The 17,025-nt window shown below is 72.1% G+C and carries 16 protein-coding genes and 1 pseudogene; 10 read left to right on the forward strand and 7 right to left on the reverse strand.

Annotation, left to right across the window (positions count from 1 at the left end):
• Window positions 1–22: 22 nt before the first annotated feature.
• Window positions 23–826, reverse strand: a complete 804-nt coding sequence (locus ACZ5NH_RS23525; protein WP_468777844.1) for a MaoC/PaaZ C-terminal domain-containing protein — start codon at window positions 824–826, stop codon at window positions 23–25.
• A gap of 244 nt (window positions 827–1,070) precedes the next feature.
• On the opposite strand from ACZ5NH_RS23525, the gene ACZ5NH_RS23530 reads away from it, so the two are divergent.
• Entirely contained in the window at window positions 1,071–3,023 is a 1,953-nt protein-coding gene (locus ACZ5NH_RS23530; protein ID WP_468777845.1) for an AMP-dependent synthetase/ligase, read from the forward strand.
• Window positions 3,024–3,183: 160 nt separating this feature from the next.
• Window positions 3,184–4,086 carry a LysR family transcriptional regulator gene (locus ACZ5NH_RS23535; protein ID WP_388619340.1) on the forward strand — a complete coding sequence of 301 codons (903 nt, stop codon included), beginning with the start codon at window positions 3,184–3,186 and terminating at the stop codon, window positions 4,084–4,086.
• Here ACZ5NH_RS23535 and ACZ5NH_RS23540 read toward each other — a convergent pair.
• Window positions 4,016–4,510, reverse strand: coding sequence for an ATP-binding protein (locus tag ACZ5NH_RS23540; RefSeq protein ID WP_468777847.1), 495 nt, complete (start codon window positions 4,508–4,510; stop codon window positions 4,016–4,018). The genes ACZ5NH_RS23535 and ACZ5NH_RS23540 overlap by 71 nt on opposite strands.
• A gap of 107 nt (window positions 4,511–4,617) precedes the next feature.
• On the opposite strand from ACZ5NH_RS23540, the pseudogene ACZ5NH_RS23545 reads away from it, so the two are divergent.
• The 5 genes and pseudogenes from ACZ5NH_RS23545 to ACZ5NH_RS23565 all read left to right on the forward strand — a co-directional run bounded on the left by ACZ5NH_RS23545 (window position 4,618) and on the right by ACZ5NH_RS23565 (window position 10,686).
• Window positions 4,618–5,480: pseudogene (locus ACZ5NH_RS23545) on the forward strand (helix-turn-helix domain-containing protein).
• Window positions 5,477–5,758, forward strand: coding sequence for a DUF397 domain-containing protein (locus ACZ5NH_RS23550; protein ID WP_468777849.1), 282 nt, complete (start codon window positions 5,477–5,479; stop codon window positions 5,756–5,758). The pseudogene ACZ5NH_RS23545 and the gene ACZ5NH_RS23550 overlap by 4 nt, the downstream one beginning before the upstream one ends.
• Window positions 5,759–5,802: 44 nt before the next feature.
• The gene (locus tag ACZ5NH_RS23555) at window positions 5,803–6,633 is read left to right on the forward strand and encodes a hypothetical protein (protein ID WP_468777850.1); all 831 of its coding nucleotides are present in this window, start codon (window positions 5,803–5,805) and stop codon (window positions 6,631–6,633) included.
• A gap of 76 nt (window positions 6,634–6,709) precedes the next feature.
• A complete protein-coding gene (locus tag ACZ5NH_RS23560; protein WP_468777852.1) occupies window positions 6,710–7,504 on the forward strand; it encodes an AfsR/SARP family transcriptional regulator in 795 nt (264 codons plus the stop codon).
• Window positions 7,505–7,644: 140 nt separating this feature from the next.
• Window positions 7,645–10,686 (forward strand): AfsR/SARP family transcriptional regulator, encoded by a 3,042-nt coding sequence (locus ACZ5NH_RS23565; RefSeq protein WP_468777854.1) that lies wholly within the window; start codon window positions 7,645–7,647, stop codon window positions 10,684–10,686.
• Window positions 10,687–10,827: 141 nt separating this feature from the next.
• On the opposite strand, the gene ACZ5NH_RS23570 is transcribed toward ACZ5NH_RS23565, so the two are convergent.
• The 4 genes from ACZ5NH_RS23570 to ACZ5NH_RS23585 form a co-directional block, all read right to left on the reverse strand.
• Window positions 10,828–11,031, reverse strand: a complete 204-nt coding sequence (locus tag ACZ5NH_RS23570) for a hypothetical protein (RefSeq protein WP_388619357.1) — start codon at window positions 11,029–11,031, stop codon at window positions 10,828–10,830.
• A gap of 207 nt (window positions 11,032–11,238) precedes the next feature.
• Window positions 11,239–11,943 (reverse strand): class I SAM-dependent methyltransferase, encoded by a 705-nt coding sequence (locus tag ACZ5NH_RS23575; RefSeq protein WP_468777856.1) that lies wholly within the window; start codon window positions 11,941–11,943, stop codon window positions 11,239–11,241.
• Between the two features lie 26 nt (window positions 11,944–11,969).
• On the reverse strand, window positions 11,970–12,284 hold the full coding sequence (locus ACZ5NH_RS23580) for an AzlD domain-containing protein (protein ID WP_468777858.1): 315 nt from the start codon (window positions 12,282–12,284) through the stop codon (window positions 11,970–11,972).
• Window positions 12,281–12,970: an AzlC family ABC transporter permease gene (locus tag ACZ5NH_RS23585; protein WP_468777859.1), complete on the reverse strand. Its 690-nt coding sequence runs from the start codon at window positions 12,968–12,970 to the stop codon at window positions 12,281–12,283. Before ACZ5NH_RS23585 ends, ACZ5NH_RS23580 begins: the two co-directional genes overlap by 4 nt.
• A 68-nt stretch (window positions 12,971–13,038) precedes the next feature.
• On the opposite strand from ACZ5NH_RS23585, the gene ACZ5NH_RS23590 reads away from it, so the two are divergent.
• The gene (locus ACZ5NH_RS23590) at window positions 13,039–13,614 is read left to right on the forward strand and encodes a helix-turn-helix domain-containing protein (RefSeq protein ID WP_468777860.1); all 576 of its coding nucleotides are present in this window, start codon (window positions 13,039–13,041) and stop codon (window positions 13,612–13,614) included.
• A 134-nt stretch (window positions 13,615–13,748) separates the two neighbouring features.
• Here ACZ5NH_RS23590 and ACZ5NH_RS23595 read toward each other — a convergent pair whose 3' ends face one another.
• Entirely contained in the window at window positions 13,749–13,952 is a 204-nt protein-coding gene (locus ACZ5NH_RS23595) for a cold-shock protein (protein ID WP_004984723.1), read from the reverse strand.
• 297 nt (window positions 13,953–14,249) lie between these two features.
• On the opposite strand from ACZ5NH_RS23595, the gene ACZ5NH_RS23600 reads away from it, so the two are divergent.
• Window positions 14,250–15,098 (forward strand): menaquinone biosynthetic enzyme MqnA/MqnD family protein, encoded by an 849-nt coding sequence (locus tag ACZ5NH_RS23600; RefSeq protein WP_468777862.1) that lies wholly within the window; start codon window positions 14,250–14,252, stop codon window positions 15,096–15,098.
• Window positions 15,099–15,174: 76 nt separating this feature from the next.
• Window positions 15,175–17,016, forward strand: a complete 1,842-nt coding sequence (locus tag ACZ5NH_RS23605) for a serine/threonine-protein kinase (RefSeq protein WP_468777863.1) — start codon at window positions 15,175–15,177, stop codon at window positions 17,014–17,016.
• Window positions 17,017–17,025 lie beyond the last annotated feature (9 nt).

The raw sequence follows: 17,025 nt of genomic DNA on the forward strand, positions 1-17,025 counted from the left end.
CAGCGATGTACTGCTACGGCGCCTAGCTCAGCTCACCCCACAAATGCAGTCGCCCTCCCTCACCCCGCAACTCGAACCGCCCGGACCCGTCCGCCCCGTAAGTCACCGTCCCCGGCAGCAACACCGGTGCCAGAAACCGCGCCCGCACCCGCCCCTCGGCGCAGCCGCTCGCGGCCAGGCAGCGGGCCACCGTCCACATGCCGTGCGCGATGGCCCGCCGGAAGCCGAAGAGGCGGGCGCTGAGCGGGTACAGGTGGATGGGGTTGCGGTCGCCGGAGACGGCGCCGTACCGCCGGCCCACGTCCCCGGCGAGCCGCCACGAGTCGACGACGGGCAGCGGAGCCGGCTGCTCTTCCCGGGGGCCGGCGGGGTCGTCGGTGCGATGCCGCGCGAGATACGTGCTCCGCGACTCCCATACGACCTCCCCCGCGGCCCGCATCCCGGTGACCACCGTGGCTTCGGTGCCACGCCGGTGCGGGGTCAGTCCCTCGATGTGCACGGCGAGTTCGTACTCCGCGTGCGCCGGGAGGGAGGTGTGCCGGGTGATCCCGATCGAGGTGTGGACGAGCCCCAGCAGTGGCAGCGGGAAGGCCCCGTCGCTCATCAGCCGCATGGCCAGGGGGAAGCCGAGGACGTGCGGATAGGTGACGGGGAGGGCGCTGTCGCCGGTGGGGAAGCCGCACACCCGCTCGTAGGCGGCCAGTCGGTCCAGGTCGACCCGAAGACCGGGCGACACCAGGCGGGTGCGCGGGAATTCGGCCTCCGGGGAGGGCCGCTTGAACGGAGACCGCAGGACGCCACCCGCGAGATGCAGCAACTCACCCACCACGCCCGGCTCCCATCCGCTTACTCTGAAGTAAAGTTACCGCCGGTAAGCCTACGCCCTCGCGGCAGGCGACCCAAAAGTGAGCCTCCGTCACCTACGGCCCGAGGCTGCACACCCCCGGCCCCGGACCACCCCCAAACCCGCACAACCCCCTCACGAAGGACCCGTACGATCGCCTCCCTAACCTGCGGTAACCCCTTTCCGCCGAGGCGCCGCAGGTTCACGCACGCCAGAGGAGCCGCCCGTGTCCACCCCCTTCCCGAACGCCCCGGTCTCCTCCGGCGCCGCCGTCTCCGCCATCGACTACGACGGCCGTCCGGTCCTGGTGGAGCCCTGGGTCCAGCGCCTGGACGGCGCCGTTCGGGAGGTGTCCGTACCGCCGTTCGCGCCCCCGGTGAAACACGGCTCGCTCGCGGACCTGCCGTTCGACAACGCGGACGCCGCCCCCGCCGCGATCGTGCTCAGCCGCAGGCTCCCCGACGGCCGCTGGGCGGACATGACGGCCGCTCACTTCGCCGCGGAAGTCCTCGCGGTGGCCAAGGGGCTGATCGCCGAGGGGCTGGTGCCCGGCGACCGGATCGCCGTCATGGCCCGCACCCGGTACGAGTGGACGCTGCTCGACTTCGCCGCCTGGGCCGCAGGCCTGGTCACCGTGCCGATCTACCCGACCTCCTCCGTCTTCCAGACCCGGTGGATCCTGCACGACTCCGGCGCGGTCGCCCTGATCACCGAGACCGCCGCCCAGGCCGCCGCCCTCGGCCCCGAACTCCAGCACCTGCCCGATCTGCGCCATCTGTGGGTGATGGACAAGGAGCACGTGACCCGGCTCGCCGAGGCCGGTGTGCAGGTACCGGACGGCGAAGTGGCCGTACGCCGGGGCATGCTGGGCCCCGACACCCTCGCCACCCTCATCTACACCTCCGGCACCACCGGCCGCCCCAAGGGCTGCGCCCTCTCGCACGGCAACTTCTTCGCCGAGGTCGACAACGCCATCGAGCTGCTCCACCCGGTCTTCAAGGACCAGGGCGAGGAGCCGTCGGTCCTCCTCTTCCTGCCGATGTCCCATGTCTTCGGCCGCATGGTGGCGATCGCCTGCGTCCGGGCCCGGGTCCGCCTCGGCCACGCGCCGAGCCTGGCCGCCGAGGACCTGCTGCCGGACCTCGCCGCCTTCAAGCCGACCTGCCTGCTGACCATTCCGTACATGCTGGAGAAGGTGTACAACTCGGCCCGCGCGAAGGCCGAGTCGGGCGGCCGGGTCGCCGCCTTCGACCGGGCCGCGGCGGTCGCCGTCCGCTACGGCGAGGCGCTGGAGTCCCGGCAGACCGGCACCGGTGGCGGCCCGAGCCGCTCCCTGAAGACGGCCCGCGCCTTCCACGACCCGCTGGTCTACCGCAAGCTCCGCGCGGCCATGGGCGGTCGCGTCCGGTACGCCATCTGCGGCGGCTCCCCGCTCGGCCGGCGCCTGGCCGCCTTCTACGCCGGAGCCGGCATCGAGATCTTCGAGGGCTACGGCCTGACGGAGACCACCGGCGCCACCACCGTCACCCCGCCCCTCAAGCCTCGCCTGGGCACGGTCGGCTGGCCGCTGCCCGGCACCCGCGTCCGGATCGCCGCCGACGGCGAGATCCTCGTCTCCGGCGACCATGTGCTGCGCGGCTACTGGGACCCACAGGCCGGCGGAGTCGTCCCCGCGACCAGGGACGGCTGGCTGGCGACCGGGGACATCGGCGAACTGGACAACGAGGGCTACCTCACCATCACGGGCCGCAAGAAGGAGCTGCTGATCACGGCGGGCGGCAAGTCCGTGGCCCCCGCCCCGCTGGAGAACTGGCTGCGCCAGCACCCGCTGATCTCCCAGGTGATGCTGGTCGGCGACGCCAGACCGTACGTCGGGGCGCTGATCACCCTCGACCCCGACGGCATCGTCCACTGGCGTCAGATGATCGGCAAGCACCCCGTGCCGCGGGAACTGCTGCTGGGCGACCCGGAGTTGGAGGCGGTCCTGCAACGCGCCATCGACGAGGCCAACAAGCTGGTCTCCCGCCCCGAGTCCATCCGCCGCTTCACCGTGCTCCCCGTGGACTTCACCGAGGAGGCCGGGCATCTGACCCCGTCGATGAAGCTGCGCCGCGAGCAGATCACGACCGACTTCGCGAGCGAGGTGGAGGGCCTGTACGGCCCGGCCACCGGGCCCTGAGGAGCGCCCGTCCACCCCGTGATGGTCGGCACCCGCTCCTCGCGCGCGAAGCGGGTTGCCGCCTGGGTCGGCCGTTCCCCGGTACCGATCCTCGTACGGCACCTGATTACCAGTCAATCCTTGGGTTCGCTTCCCAAACCCAAGTGCTAGCTTGGGTGTTGTGACCTTGGACGACCTCCGCGTGTTCGTGGCCGTGTGCCGGGCCGGCAGTCTCAGTTCCGTCGCCCGGGACCTCGGTTGCACCCAGTCGGCCGTCAGCCAGCATGTGAAGCGGCTGGAGCGGGAGACGGGGGTCGCGCTGCTGGAACGGCAACCGCGGGGCGTGGTCCCCACGCAGGCCGGGCGCATTCTGGAGGCCGCCGCGGCCGAGGGCATCTCCGGGCTCGACATCGCCGTACGGCAACTGCGCGACCAGGTGGACGGCCGCGGCGGGTACGTCCGTGTCGCCACCGGTGCCACCACCGTCCGGCACTTCATGTCCGAGGCGGTGGTCGCCTTCCGCCGCCGCCATCCCGAGGTCAACCTGGAGTTCCGTACGGTCAGTTCGGGACGCGGCACCTTCGACGCGCTGGCCGACGGCACCCTGGACCTGGCCTGGATCACCGTCGGCTCTCCGGTGCGCGGCATCGAACAGCGGACGGTCGCGGAACTGCCGTGGCTGCTCGCGGTCCCCGCGGACGACCCCCTCGCCGGGCGGTCCCAGCTGGACGCGGCCGACCTGACGGGGGTCCGCCTCATCCGGCTGCCCCCGAACTCCACCTCCGCCGTCCACCTGGACGCGGCCTGCGCCGAGCTGGGCGTCCGCTTCACCTACGACACGAGCGTCGCCGACTGGGACACGGCACTGCTGCTGGCCGAGCTGGGCGTGGGCCGGGCGGTGGTCCCCGCCGTACCGGGCCTTCCGGTGCCGGGGGCGGGCGAGCTGCGACTCGTCCCGCTGCCGGGGTTGCGCCCCCTGCCCGTCGGCTGGGCCGTCCGCCGCTGGGACTCCCTCAGCCCTCCGGCCCGGGCCTTCGCGCACACGGTCGCGGAGTTCCGGGGCGGGGGCGCTGCCGCGGGCTGAGCGGGAGTTCGGCCCACACGGTCTTGCCGACGGTGCGCCGGGTCACGCCCCACCGGCTCGACAGCACGAGTACGACGACGAGTCCGCGGCCGTTCTCGTCCGCCGGCCCGCCGTCCAGGATCCGCAGCTCCTTGTCTCCCCGGGCGTCACTCACCTCGATACGCAAGGTGTCCTTCCCGGGGAGGAGGCGCAGTCGCAGCTCGAAGTCCCGGCCGGGCACGCGACCGTGGGTGACGGCGTTCGCGGCCAGTTCGGCGACGAGGAGCTGCGCGGTGCAGTTCGGGTCGCTGTCGTGCGGGTATCCCCAGGTGGCGAGCTGGGTGGAGGTGAGCCGCCGGGCCAGCCGGGCGCCGAGGGGGGTGGCGCTGAGGCGTTGGACGAGTTCGCCGGCCTCAGGTGTGGGGGTGGAGATTTCCAGATTCACGTCACCGAGAGTGGTCGGTTCTCCCTACGCTGACCAGGGGAGGTCCGGCGACTGAGCGTAGTCGTACGGGTGCGGTTCGTTTGGTGTACGAGTCGTCGGAGGGTGGCGTGACAGGGGAGCAGCAGCGGAGGCCGGAAACGCCCGCTGAGGAGAACGGGGCGGTGGGCGTCTTCGTCGTCATCGGCAAGCAGTTGAAGCTGCTCAGGGAGCGGGCTGGGCTCAGCCGGCGGGAGTTCGGCGACCTGGTCGGGTACGGCCCCGACCAGATCTCGGCCATGGAGAGGGGGGTACGGACGCCGAGGCCGGAGTTCTTGCGGAAGGCGGACGAAATCCTGGGCGCTGGGGGCTCGTGACGGCGGTCATCCCCCAGGTCGATGAGGCGATGGCGAAGGCGCGGACGCGGCATCCGGAGTGGTACCGGGGGTATGCGGCCCTGGAGGCGCAGGCAGTATCCCTTCATGACTGCAGCACCATGGGTGTGCTCGGCCTGCTTCAGACCGAGGAGTACTCACGGGCGGTGTTCACACAGAGGCACCCACCCCTGGACGAGGAGACCATTGAGAAGCGGGTGGCGGACAGGCTCTCGCGCCAGCAGATCTTCGAACAGTGGCCGCCGCCGGAGTTCAGCTTCGTCATGGAACAGGCCGTGCTGGAGCGACCAATCGGCGGACCGAGGGTGCACAGGGAGCAGCTCCGTCAGCTGCTGCGGATCGGGCGCATGCGGAATGTGCAGGTGCAGGTGATGCCGACGGGGCGGGAGGAACACCCCTCGCCTGGCGGCTCCTTCACCTTGCTGATCCCGAAGGGGCAGGAGCAGGTTGCGTACATGGAGACCCAGGGGTACCCGAAGTTGATCACCGATCGCGAAGAGGTCCGCGCCCTCGTCGCTCGCTATGGGATCATCCGGGCTCAGGCTCTCAATCCGCACGAGTCCCTGGACCTGATCGAGAAGATGCTGGAAGAGCGATGACCATAGAACAGTTCACCTGGTTCAAGTCGAGCTACAGCGATGGCGAAGGCGGCCAGTGCGTCGAACTTGCCTACATCTGGCCCAAGTCCAGCTACAGCGGTGGCGAAGGCGGCGAATGCCTCGAAGTCGCCGCCGAACCCACCGCCATCCACATCCGCGACTCGAAACAACCCACCGCCCCCCACCTCACCGTCACCCCAGCCACCTGGACCGCTTTCCTCACGGTGGAGGGGAAGTCGGGACCCGGCCGGGACCGGAACGGTAACGCCCGCTCATAGCCTGCCTTTCCACCCTCGCCGACTCCGTCCACCCGAGCAGAGGCATGAAAGAAGACACAGACGTCCGCCGGATCTTCCTCCTGAACCCGGACCAGCGTCTCCTGAAGGAGGCCGCGCACGCCGGTGTCCAAGTGCGCTCCGCCCGGGCCGACATCCGTGACGAGCCCGCCGTACGCGCCCTCCTGGACGAGGCCGCGACGGCGGGGCTGTTCGTCAACCCCGCCCGTTCCCTCGCCCTGCTCGCGGACCAGGACGCCGTACGGCGGCTGGTCCGCGACAACCGGCTGTCGCCGGACCACGCCGAGCCCGCCGCAGGCGCCACGCGGCTGTCGGTGGAGACGCTCAGCGTGCACGGCATGCATCGGACCGCCGGGATCACGGCCCGGATGCCGTACGGGCTGCTGCACCCGGCGCCGCTGTCGGAGGACACCGCCGCCGAGGTGCGTGCGGTGGTGACCGCGCTGCTGGACCTGACCGGGTACCAGTACGGGCCCGCGCACACGAGTGTCGAGCTGACCCCGCGAGGACCGGTGATCACCGGCTGCCGGGCGGGGCTGGCCCGGGACCCGGTGCCGGAGCTGCTGAAGGTGGCCGGCGGGTTCGATCTGGCCGCAGGGGCGGTCGAGGTGCTGTCCGGGCGGCTGGTGGACGCGGTCCGGCCCGGCCGGTACGCGGCGGCGGTCGTGCTGAAGCCGCCGTGGCAGCTGGAGACGGCGGAGGTGGGTGTGCTGCCGCATGTGCGGCATGTGTCGCCGCCGGACTCCCTCGCGCCGGGACATCTCGTCGTGCACGCCGACTCGCCGGAGGTGGCGGCCCAGCGGGTGTCGTCGCTGACGGCCCTGGTCACCGGGAACGGATCGGGAACGAACCGGTAGAGCCTGTCCGCACTGTTGGTATGTCGCCGGAAGAAGGACGACGACGCCAGCGACGTCAACAGGAGGCGGAGTCAGGATGCTGAAGTTCTCGGTCCTCGGGGCACTGCAGATCCGTACCGTGTCCGGTCCTGCGGAGATCTCCGGCGACCTGCAGCGCACCCTGGTGCAGACGCTGCTGGTCAGCGAGGGGCAACCGGTGTCGGGGGAGAGCCTGGTCGAGGAGATGTGGGGCGAGGCCGTACCCGACAACCAGGCGAACGCGCTGCAGGCGCACGTCAGCCGGCTGCGCCGCAGGCTGCGCGTGCTGGAGCCGGACCGGGCCGCCTCCCGGGTGACGATCCATCCCTCCGGTTACCGGCTGACCGTGGGGGAGGGGGAGCTGGACGCGGCCGAGTTCGTGCGGGCCGTACGGCAGGCCGAGGCGGCCGCTCCGGAGGATGCCGAGCGCACGGCCCTGCTGCTGGGCGAGGCGCTGGCGCTGTGGCGCGGGCCGGTGTTCGGGGGGTTCCCCGGCGGGACCCTGTGCCAGTTGGCGGGTGCCCGGTACGAGGAGTACCGGATGCGGGCGATGGAGCTGCGGTTCGACGCCGAGCTGCGGCTCGGGCGGCACGCGGCGGTGCTCGCCGAGCTGACCGAGGCGCACACCAACCACCCCTTGCGGGAGCGGTTCTGCGAGCAGTTGATGATCGCCCTGTACTGCTCGGGGCGGCAGGCGGACGCGCTCGACGTGTTCCGGCGGATGCGGCGGCATCTGGACGTGGAGCTGGGCATCCAGCCGTCTCCCGCGCTGCGCCGGGTGGAGCACGCGATCCTGCGCCACGACCCCGCCCTGGCAGGCGAGACGCGCACGACCCTCCTTCAGTTCGCGTGAAGGTGATTAGCTGTCCGCCTGGGCCGGCTGTGCGCCAGGACGGCGGAATCACCTCCTCCGCGCTGCTCGTTCGGGTACAACCTAGGGTGGTCCCGAACATCGCGGGCCGGGGGGTGCGACGGGGCGGAGGGGACAGGTTCGTGGAATCGGCGGCAACGGTTCGTCCTGTCGTACGGTTCAACATCCTCGGTTCGCTGGAAGGCTGGTGCGGCGAGCGCCGGCTGCGCCTCGGCAGTCCGACGCACGAGCGGGTGCTGGTCACCCTGCTGCTGGAGCCCGGGCGCATGGTGCCGGTGTCCCGGCTGATCGCCGCCGCCTGGGACGACGAGCCGCCGCAGACCGCCAGCCACCAGGTCCGCAAGGCCGTCGCCGCGCTGCGCACCCGCATCCCGGACGGCGCCTCGGTGATCGTCACCGACGGCGCCGGATACCGGGCGATGCTGGGCGAACACCAGCTGGACCTGCACGAGTTCGGGCAGTGGGCGCGGCAGGCCCGGCAGGCCGTGGCCGCCGGGCGGTCCGCCGAGGCGGTCGGGCATCTGCGGGCCTGCCTGGACCTGTGGCGCGGGCCGGTACTGGCCGGTGCCGGCGGCGCGGTGATCAACGCGGCCTCGGCGGCGCTGGAAGAGCGGCACATGGCGATCGCCGAGCAGTACTTCGAGCTGCAGCTCGAACTCGGCCAGTCGGCGGAACTGATCGCGCCGTTACGGGAGCTGGTGACCGCGCATCCGCTGCGGGAGACCCTGCGCGGGCGGCTGATGCTCGCCCTGTACCGGGCGGGCCGGCAGGCGGAGGCGCTGGAGGAGTTCGGCCGGATGCGGGCGCTGCTCGTGGAAGAGCTGGGCATCGACCCGGGCGCCGAACTGACCCGGCTGTACGAGGCCATCCTGCGCGACAGCCCCGAGGTCGCCCCGCGGGTGCCGCAGTCCGTGGCCGAGCGGGCCGCCCATCTGGCGCCCGCCGCCTTTCTCCAGCCGTCCGAGCCCGCGCCCTGCACCCTGCCGTACGACCTGCCGGACTTCACTGGGCGGGAGCAGGAGCTGGCCCGGATCCTGGCCGTGGGCCGGGCCCCGGCGAGCGGGAGCACCCGGATCCTCGGCATCGACGGTATGGGCGGCAGCGGCAAGAGCGCGCTCGCCGTGCACGCCGCCCATCTGCTCACCGCCGACTATCCCGACGGGCAGCTCTTCGTCGACCTGCGCGGATTCAGCCCCGGTGAGAAGGCGCACGAGCCGGGGACCGTGCTGCACTCCCTGCTGCGCGCGGTCGGCGTGCCGGACGACCGGATACCGGACGACCTGGAGAGACGCACCACGCTCTGGCGAACCGTTTCCGCACAGCGGAAGATGCTGCTGCTCCTCGACAACGCCGCCGACGCCGCACAGATACGCCCGCTGCTGCCCGCCTCCGAGGACTGCCTGGCCCTGCTCACCGGCCGGGTCCGGATGCTCGACCTGGACGGCGCCGAATGGCTCTGCCTGGGCCTGCTCTCGGCCGAGGACAGCGCCACCCTGCTGACCCGGACCCTCGGCGCCGACCGCACCACGGCCGAACCCGAGGCCACCGCCCGCCTGGCACGGCTGTGCGGCGGACTGCCCCTCGCCCTGCGCATCACCACCGCCCGGCTGCGCAACCGCCCCCGCTGGACCGTGCAGTACCTGGTCGACCGGCTCGCCGACGAGACCCGCCGGCTGCGCGAACTGAGCGCGGGGGAGCGCAGCGTGGAGGCCACGCTCCGGCTGTCGTACCAGGCGATGGAGGAGGACCAGAGGGCCGCCTTCCGGCTGCTGGGCCTGCACCCCGGCAGCGCCATCGACGTCCACTCGGCCGCCGCGCTGCTCGGCACCGACGTGCACGACACCGAGGACACCCTGGAGGACCTCCTCGACGCGCATCTGCTGGAACAGCACGAGGCGGGCCTGTACGGCTTCCACGACCTGGTGCGCACCTACGCGATGAGCGTGCGGGAGGCCGAGGACGACGAGGAGGCCGCGGTCGAGCGGCTGGTGTCGTACTACATGCCGGCCGCCGACCGGGCCTGCGACCTGCTCTCCCCCGGGCGCGAACCGCTCGGCCGGCCACCGGCCGCAGACGCCCCCGAACTGCCCCCGCTGGACACCGACGCCCAGGCGCTCGACTGGCTCGACCGCGAGTACGAGGCACTGCTGTCGATCGTCAACCGTGCGCGCGCCCAGGGCCTGCACCGCCCGGCGCTGCTGCTGGCCCGCAACCTCCTCTTCTACCTGGACCTGCGCGGCCACTACGAGGAGTTCCGGGTGGTCAGCCGGATCGCGGTCGACGCCGGCCGGCAGCTCGGCGACCTGTCCCTGCTCAGCCGCAGCATGGGCAACCTGGCCGTGGCCCACTGGTGGCTCGGCGACTTCCAGGACGGCATCACCACCGCGCGCGAGGCCCTGGAGCTGGCCGGGGCCGGCGATCTGCGCTCCGCGGCGTTCTGCACCGACACCCTCGGCCTGCTGTACGGGGCGGTGGGCGACTTCGAGGAGGCCCGTACCTACCTGGCCAAGGGCATCGCCCTGCACCGGGAACTGGGCGCGCCCGGACTGGAGGCGGTGGCGCTCGCCAACCTCGCCACCGTGGAGACCTGGGCGGGCCACTATGCCGACGGCGCACGGCACGCGGCCCGGGCCACCGAGCTCAACCGGAGCCTCGGCGAGCGCAACAACGAGATCACCTCGCTGACCTGGCTGGCACTGTCCCATCTGGGCGCCGGTGAGGACGAGCGGGCGCGGGCCTGCCTCGCCCAGGCCCTCGAACTGTGCGACGAGACCCGCAAGCCGGGAAACGTCGCCTTCGTCCTCGCCCACTGGGCACGGGTCTGCCAGCGCCTCGGCGAAGTCCGCTCGGCCGCCGAGCACGCCGAGCGCGCGCTCGACCTCGTCTCCACCGAGGGCACGGCCCTGCGCCAGGCCGCCGTGGTGAACGTGGTGGCCCTGGTCCACCTGCGCGCCGACGCCCCCGAACGCGCCCGGGACCTCTACCGCCAGTCCCATGAGCTGGCCTCCCGCCTGGGCTACCGCATCGAGATGGCCCGCGCCCTCCAGGGCCTGGCGGAATCGGCCAAGGCCCTGGGGGAGGAGCCGGAGGCTGAGCGCTATCAGCGGGAGGCGGAGCGGTTGTACGACGCGATGGGCGTCACGGAGGCGGGGCGGCGGCTGTAGGGCCGGTCGCCCGCCGGCGCGGGGGAGCCGCGGAGCAAGCCGCTGGGCCATGGGGAACGGCACCGGTGGGAGCGAGCCCGACCGGTGCCGTCGAGGTGGTGCGTGTGCCGGTGCTTGTACCTGGCCTGTGGGAGGGCGTGGTCAGGCGATGCTCCGGGCCGGAGGGTGGTCGTCCGCCAGGGCCGGGCCGGTGTGCGCGGGGTGGCCGGACAGGTCGGAGGCGATGTGCGCCAGACCCTGCTCCACGCCGGCCGCCGGGACGGTGCAGATGGTGCCGAGCGCGAGGACACCCGCGCCGGTGAGCGCGGCCAGAACCGTCTTCGTACGCAGTGCGATGGTGCGCATTGGTGTATCCCCCAGGAAGAGACGGACCGCAAGAGGCGGAACGGAGACGACGGATCGAAGGTGCGGAGGTGATCCGGTCGCCGGGTTGCTCCCCGACGACGCGACCGATGCTCTTCGGCGCCGATCCCCATGCCGTCCCCGCTGGTTCCCGGAGCGGGGCGGGCCACCGGTACTCCTGGTTTCAATCGCCTCTGTTTCAATCGCCTCTCAGGAGTCGGCAGGGGCGCCTGGATCGCCGGGGTCTCCGGGGTCTCCGGGGCCGGGATCGCCGGGCTTCCGGGCGATCAGGAGAGCCTGGGGGACCGACTCCCCGATCCGCTCCTCCGGTTGGCGCACGGTGCTGGAGCCGAGCGCGAACCCGGCGTCCGCGAGCAGCTCGGCGATGCGCTCGGGGCGGCGCCGCTGGAAGTCCAGCGCGACGGGATGACCCATCGGCCGGTCGAGCCGAAGCGGCTCCTCGCCCACCTGGAAGGCGACCAGAAGACGTCCGCCGGGGCGCAGCACCCGGTGGAACTCGGCGAACAGCACGGGAAGTTGATCGACCGGGGTGTGGATGCTGGAGTACCAGGAGACGACACCGGCGAGCGAGCCGTCCGCGAGGGCCAGATCCAGCATCGAGCCCTGTGCGAAACGCAGCCCGGGATTCTCGCGCCGGGCGACGGCCAGCATGGACGAGGACAGGTCGAGCCCGAAGACATCGAGTCCGAGGGAGGCGAGGTACGCGGTGACGACGCCGGGCCCGCACCCGAGATCGGCCACGGCCCCGTCGCCGACCAGCTCGGCGAACCCGGCGAGCAACGCCCGGTCCAACGGCCGGTCCACGAGCTGGTTCCGGAAGCGCTCGGCATAGTCCTCGGCGATGGCGTCGTAGAAGACACGGGTGGCGGCAAGAAACCCAGTGGTGTCGGTCACGCCCCGAAGCTAACGAACCGGGCGGCCTAGGCGACCCCGGCCAACCGCAGCAGCGCGGCCGCCGCAGCCGCCCCCACGACCACCACGACGAACGGCGCCCTGAACCATGCCAGTACACCTCCCACCAGCACCCCGGCCGCCCGAGCGAACCCGGCGAACCCCCCGCCCTCGGTCAACGCCCCTGTCGCCAGCAGGGCGACCAGCAACACCACCGCCCCGGCCGACGCCAGCTCCTGCACCCGCGCCGGTATCTCCACCCGCCCGTGCAGCACCGGCCCCACGAGCCGGAAGGCGTACGTCCCCACGGCCAGCGCGAGAACCACCACGACGCCGGCGTTCATACGGCGGCCGCCACGGGCTGCGGGCGATGCAGGAAGAGCCCGGCCAGAGCGAGCAGCACCGGTACCCCCGCAGGCACGGCGGGCGTGACCGCCAGCGCCACCGCGGCCCCGACCAGCGCGCACCGCCGTACCACCGTGTCCGCCCGCAGCTGAGGCAACACCAGCGCCACCAGAACCGCGGGGAACGCGGCATCGAGTCCGTACCGCGCGGTGTCCCCCAGCGCGCCCCCGGCGAGGGCGCCCGCCAGCACCCCGGTGTTCCACACGGCGAACAGACCGAGCCCGGAGATCCAGAACGCCCTGCGCCGCCGTACCGGGCCGGACTGGGCGAGGGCGAAGGCGACCGTCTCGTCGGTGACCAGATGGGCGCCGAGGAGACGGCTCGCACGGCCGGTGCCGATGATGTCCGCGACCGCCAGGCTGAACGCGGCCGTACGGGTGTTGAGCAGCAGTCCCGTCGCCGCTGCGGCGACCGGCCCGCCTCCGGCGAGCAGTACGCCCACCGCGCTGAACTGGGCCGAGCCGGCGTACACCACCAGGGACATCAGCACCGGCACCCACACCGAGAGGCCGCCGGCCACGGAGACGGCGCCGAAGGAGACGCCGACGACGCCGCTGGCGAGCCAGACGAGCGAGCTGTCGCGCACCAGGGACATGTCATCGGATGTTCGCTGTACCGAACGCATGTTTTCTACAATGGAACGCGGCGCATCTGTCCGTCAAGCCGAACGATCGTACCGATGGAGCGAACGACATGACCGAGCCGTCTCCCGGGACCCCCGCCCGGCTTCCGCTGGAGTGGATCGCCGCATCGCTCAAGCGCGAGCGCGCCCGCACCGGGCTGTCCCTGTCCGAGCTGGCCAAACGCGCCGGAATCGCGAAGTCCACGCTGTCCCAGCTGGAGGCGGCGAGCGGTAACCCCAACGTGGAGACGCTCTGGGCGCTCGCGGTCGCGCTGGGGGTGCCGTTCAGCGCGCTGGTCGAGCCGCCCGCGCAGCAGGTCCAGGTGATCCGGGCCGGCGACGGCCCCGAGGTCGCCTCGGAGCAGGCGAACTTTGTCGCCACCCTGTTGTCCGCGAGCCCTCCGGGGGCCCGGCGGGACATCTACCGCCTGCGCGCCGAGCCGGGCGCGGCCCGCATGTCGGAGCCGCACATCCCCGGCACGGTCGAGCATCTGATCGTCGGCTCCGGCCGGATGAAGGCGGGCCCCGCCGGACAGGAGGTCGAACTGGAGCCCGGCGATTACCTGACCTATCGGGGGGACGTGGCGCACTCGTACGAGGCGCTGGAACCGGGCACGACCTTCGTCCTCGTCATGCAGCACACCTAGAGAATTCGTACACAATTCATCGACGGCCGGGGAGGGGAAAGGCGGGGCGGCCGGAGGGCAAGGCAGGAGCCCCGTCGCCGGAACGGCGCGGGGCTCCTTGGGTACTGCTCTCAGGTTCTGCGATCAGGCAGTGATCAGACGGGGGTGACGTTCTCCGCCTGCGGGCCCTTCGGACCCTGCGTCACGTCGAAGCTCACCTGCTGGTTCTCCTCGAGGGAGCGGAAGCCGGTGGCGTTGATCGCGGAGTAGTGAACGAAGACGTCGGGGCCGCCGCCCTCCTGGGCGATGAAGCCAAAGCCCTTTTCGGCGTTGAACCACTTAACGGTTCCGGTAGCCATAAGCCCTCCTTGGGCTCAAAAGGGTTGCCCTGCTCCAGAACCTGCAAGTGTGAAACGGTGCTGCACAACTGCATACGTCTGAAAACGACTAGAGCCTGCGGTTACATGCTCCGCAGGCTCTGTACTGCAAGGGAAACCAAACTGCAACTTGCGGCAAGCCTAGCATCCGGGCAGCCGAAAGCAATAGGGGTCAAGATCACGTCACTCGGATGTTTGAACATCCACTCGGCCATTTGACGGCACGGCCACGGTGGGGTCGGTCCCGGCACCGTACAGCGCGGGGTCTAGTCTCGCGATGTGGACAATTCTCGCACCCGGCCGCGCGTCGGCCACATCCAGTTCCTGAACTGCCTGCCCCTGTACTGGGGGCTCGCGAGAACCGGCACTCTCCTCGACTTCGAGCTCACCAAGGACACCCCGGAGAAGCTCAGCGAGCAGATCGTGCGCGGCGATCTCGACATCGGCCCCATCACCCTGGTCGAGTTCCTGCGCAACGCCGACGACCTGGTCGCCTTCCCTGACATCGCCGTCGGCTGCGACGGCCCGGTGATGTCCTGCGTGATCGTCTCGCAGGTCCCGCTGGACCGCCTGCACGGCGCCCGGGTCGCGCTCGGCTCGACCTCCCGCACCTCGGTCCGCCTCGCCCAGCTCCTGCTCGCCGAGCGCTACGGCGTCCAGCCCGACTACTACACCTGCCCGCCCGACCTCAGCCTGATGATGCAGGAGGCCGAGGCCGCCGTCCTCATCGGCGACGCGGCACTGCGGGCGAATCTGCTCGACGGCCCCCGCTTCGGCCTCGAAGTGCACGACCTCGGCGCGCTCTGGAAGGAGTGGACCGGCCTGCCGTTCGTCTTCGCGGTCTGGGCGGCCCGCCGCGACTACGCCGACCGCGAGCCGGACATCACCCGCCAGGTCCACGAGGCCTTCCTCGCCTCCCGCAACCTCTCCCTGGAGGAGGTCGGCAAGGTCGCCGAACAGGCGGCCCGCTGGGAGGCCTTCGACGAGGCGACCCTGGCGCAGTACTTCACCACCCTCGACTTCAGCTTCGGCAGCCTCCAACTGGAGGCGGTCGCCGAGTTCGCCCGCCGCGTCGGCCCGACGACCGGCTTCCCGGCGGACGTGAAGGTGGACCTGCTGCAGCGGTGAGGATGGCTCACTAGGCTGCTGCCCGGGAGACGTTCGGGCCCGGGCCGTGAGGCAGCGGGGTTGGGGGGAGCGCGTCATGCAGCCGCTGGACATGGACGAGCCGGCCACCATCGGGCCCTACCGGCTGCTCGGCCGGCTCGGCTCCGGTGGCATGGGCCGGGTCTACCTCGGCCGCAGCGCGGGCGGCCGTACCGTCGCCGTGAAGATCGTGCACCCGCACTTCGCGCTGGACGAGGAGTTCCGCGCCCGCTTCCGGCGCGAGGTGGCGGCCGCCCGCCGGGTCGGCGGCGCCTGGACCGCACCCGTCCTGGACGCGGACCCGGACGCCCCGGTGCCCTGGGTCGCCACCGCGTACGCGGCCGGCCCGTCCCTCGCCGCGGCCGTCGCGGACACCGGCCCGCTGCCCGCGCACACCGTACGGGCCCTGGGCGCGGGCCTCGCCGAGGCGCTGACGGCCGTACACGAACTGGGGCTGGTGCACCGGGACGTGAAGCCCTCCAACGTCCTGCTGACCGTCGACGGCCCCTTGCTGATCGACTTCGGCATCGCGCGGGCCATGGACGGCACGGCGTCCCTGACGTCCACCGGTGTGTCGATCGGCTCTCCGGGCTACATGGCACCCGAGCAGATCCTCGGCAAGGGCGTGACGGGCGCCGCCGACGTCTTCTCCCTCGGCGCGGTCCTCGTCCACGCGGCCAGCGGTGAACCGCCCTTCCGTGGCGACTCCTCGGCCGCGCTGCTCTACAAGGTCGTCCACGAGGAACCCGAACTCGGCTCGCTCGGCGGTGAGCTGGGCGAGGTGGCGGCGGCCTGCCTGACCAAGGACCCGGCCTCCCGGCCCACCCCCGCCGAGGTGAGCCACCGCCTCGCCCCCGAGGGCGCCGCCCGCCTGGTCACCGGCGGCTGGCTGCCGGGCCCCCTGGTGGAGCAGGTCAGTCGCAGCGCCGTACGCCTCCTGAACCTGGACACGGTGGAGACGGCACCCTCGGGCCCGGCGCCCTTCGACAGCCCGGCGGTGACGGGAACCTCGGTGCCGACGCCTGCTTCGGGTGCGGCACCGGCCTCTGCCGCCGTAGCTGCCCCTGCTCCTGCTCCTGCTCCTGCTCCTGCGGAGCTCGACTCGTTCACCGGAGCCGGGGTTTTCGGGCCCGCGCCGGTGATGAATTCCGGGGGTCCGGCCGCAGCGAACGGCGTTGGCGGGGTTCCCTCGGGAGCGCCGACCGGTGTCGGAGCGGTGCCGGGGCCGGCCACCGGCGTGGACGGGGCGGCCGCCGGAGCGCCGACCGTCGTGCCCGCGCCGCGGGACGCGGTGCCCCCAGGCCGGTTCTCCGTCAGCGTGGCGGCGGCCTCCGCGCCGGTCGAGGCCGGCCGTGGGCGTCGGCTGAGCTGCACGGTGGTGCTGGCCGTCGCCGGTGCGCTGGCCGCGGCGACCCTGGGCGTCGGCGTGCTGCTCCAGCCCTGGGCCCGGCAGGACGGGAGCGACAAGAGCGCGGGCAGCGGCCCCGCCCGCTCCCCGGCGCCGACCGATGCCTCCACCGGCGCCCCCGTCACAGGCTCCGGGCCCGGCGCGATCCCGGCCCGCTACCTCGGCACCTGGGAAGGACAGGCCACCGGCCTCGGCGGCAATCTGCCCGAGGGCACCTTCCGGCTCACCGTCCATCAGGCCGCCGTGGGACAGGAGTTGGGACGGCTCCGGCAGACCGACCAGATCGGCGGCGTGTGCACCGACGTCCTCACCCTGAAGAAGGTGACGAAGACCCAGGTCCTCGCGACCTCGACCGGCGCCAAGGACAACCCCGGCCACTGCGTGCCCACCCCGCACCAGGTCGAGTTGACCCCGGTCGGCGACGACCTGAGGTTCACCTCGGACAGTTCGGCCGAGGGCAACCCGGTGGCACGCCTGTCGAAGGCCGGATGAGCACAGTGC

The organism is Streptomyces sp. NPDC031426 (assembly GCF_055581585.1).

Bases quoted from the DNA above. Each gene is read 5' to 3' on its own strand.
- ACZ5NH_RS23550 (WP_468777849.1), top strand. From the start codon at position 5,477: ATGACCATAGAACAGTTCACCTGGTTCAAGTCGAGCTACAGCGATGGC.
- ACZ5NH_RS23555 (WP_468777850.1), top strand. From the start codon at position 5,803: ATGAAAGAAGACACAGACGTCCGCCGGATCTTCCTCCTGAACCCGGAC.
- ACZ5NH_RS23560 (WP_468777852.1), top strand. From the start codon at position 6,710: ATGCTGAAGTTCTCGGTCCTCGGGGCACTGCAGATCCGTACCGTGTCC.
- ACZ5NH_RS23570 (WP_388619357.1), bottom strand. From the start codon at position 11,031: ATGCGCACCATCGCACTGCGTACGAAGACGGTTCTGGCCGCGCTCACC.
- ACZ5NH_RS23580 (WP_468777858.1), bottom strand. From the start codon at position 12,284: ATGAACGCCGGCGTCGTGGTGGTTCTCGCGCTGGCCGTGGGGACGTAC.
- ACZ5NH_RS23585 (WP_468777859.1), bottom strand. From the start codon at position 12,970: ATGCGTTCGGTACAGCGAACATCCGATGACATGTCCCTGGTGCGCGAC.
- ACZ5NH_RS23590 (WP_468777860.1), top strand. From the start codon at position 13,039: ATGACCGAGCCGTCTCCCGGGACCCCCGCCCGGCTTCCGCTGGAGTGG.
- ACZ5NH_RS23595 (WP_004984723.1), bottom strand. From the start codon at position 13,952: ATGGCTACCGGAACCGTTAAGTGGTTCAACGCCGAAAAGGGCTTTGGC.
- ACZ5NH_RS23605 (WP_468777863.1), top strand. From the start codon at position 15,175: ATGCAGCCGCTGGACATGGACGAGCCGGCCACCATCGGGCCCTACCGG.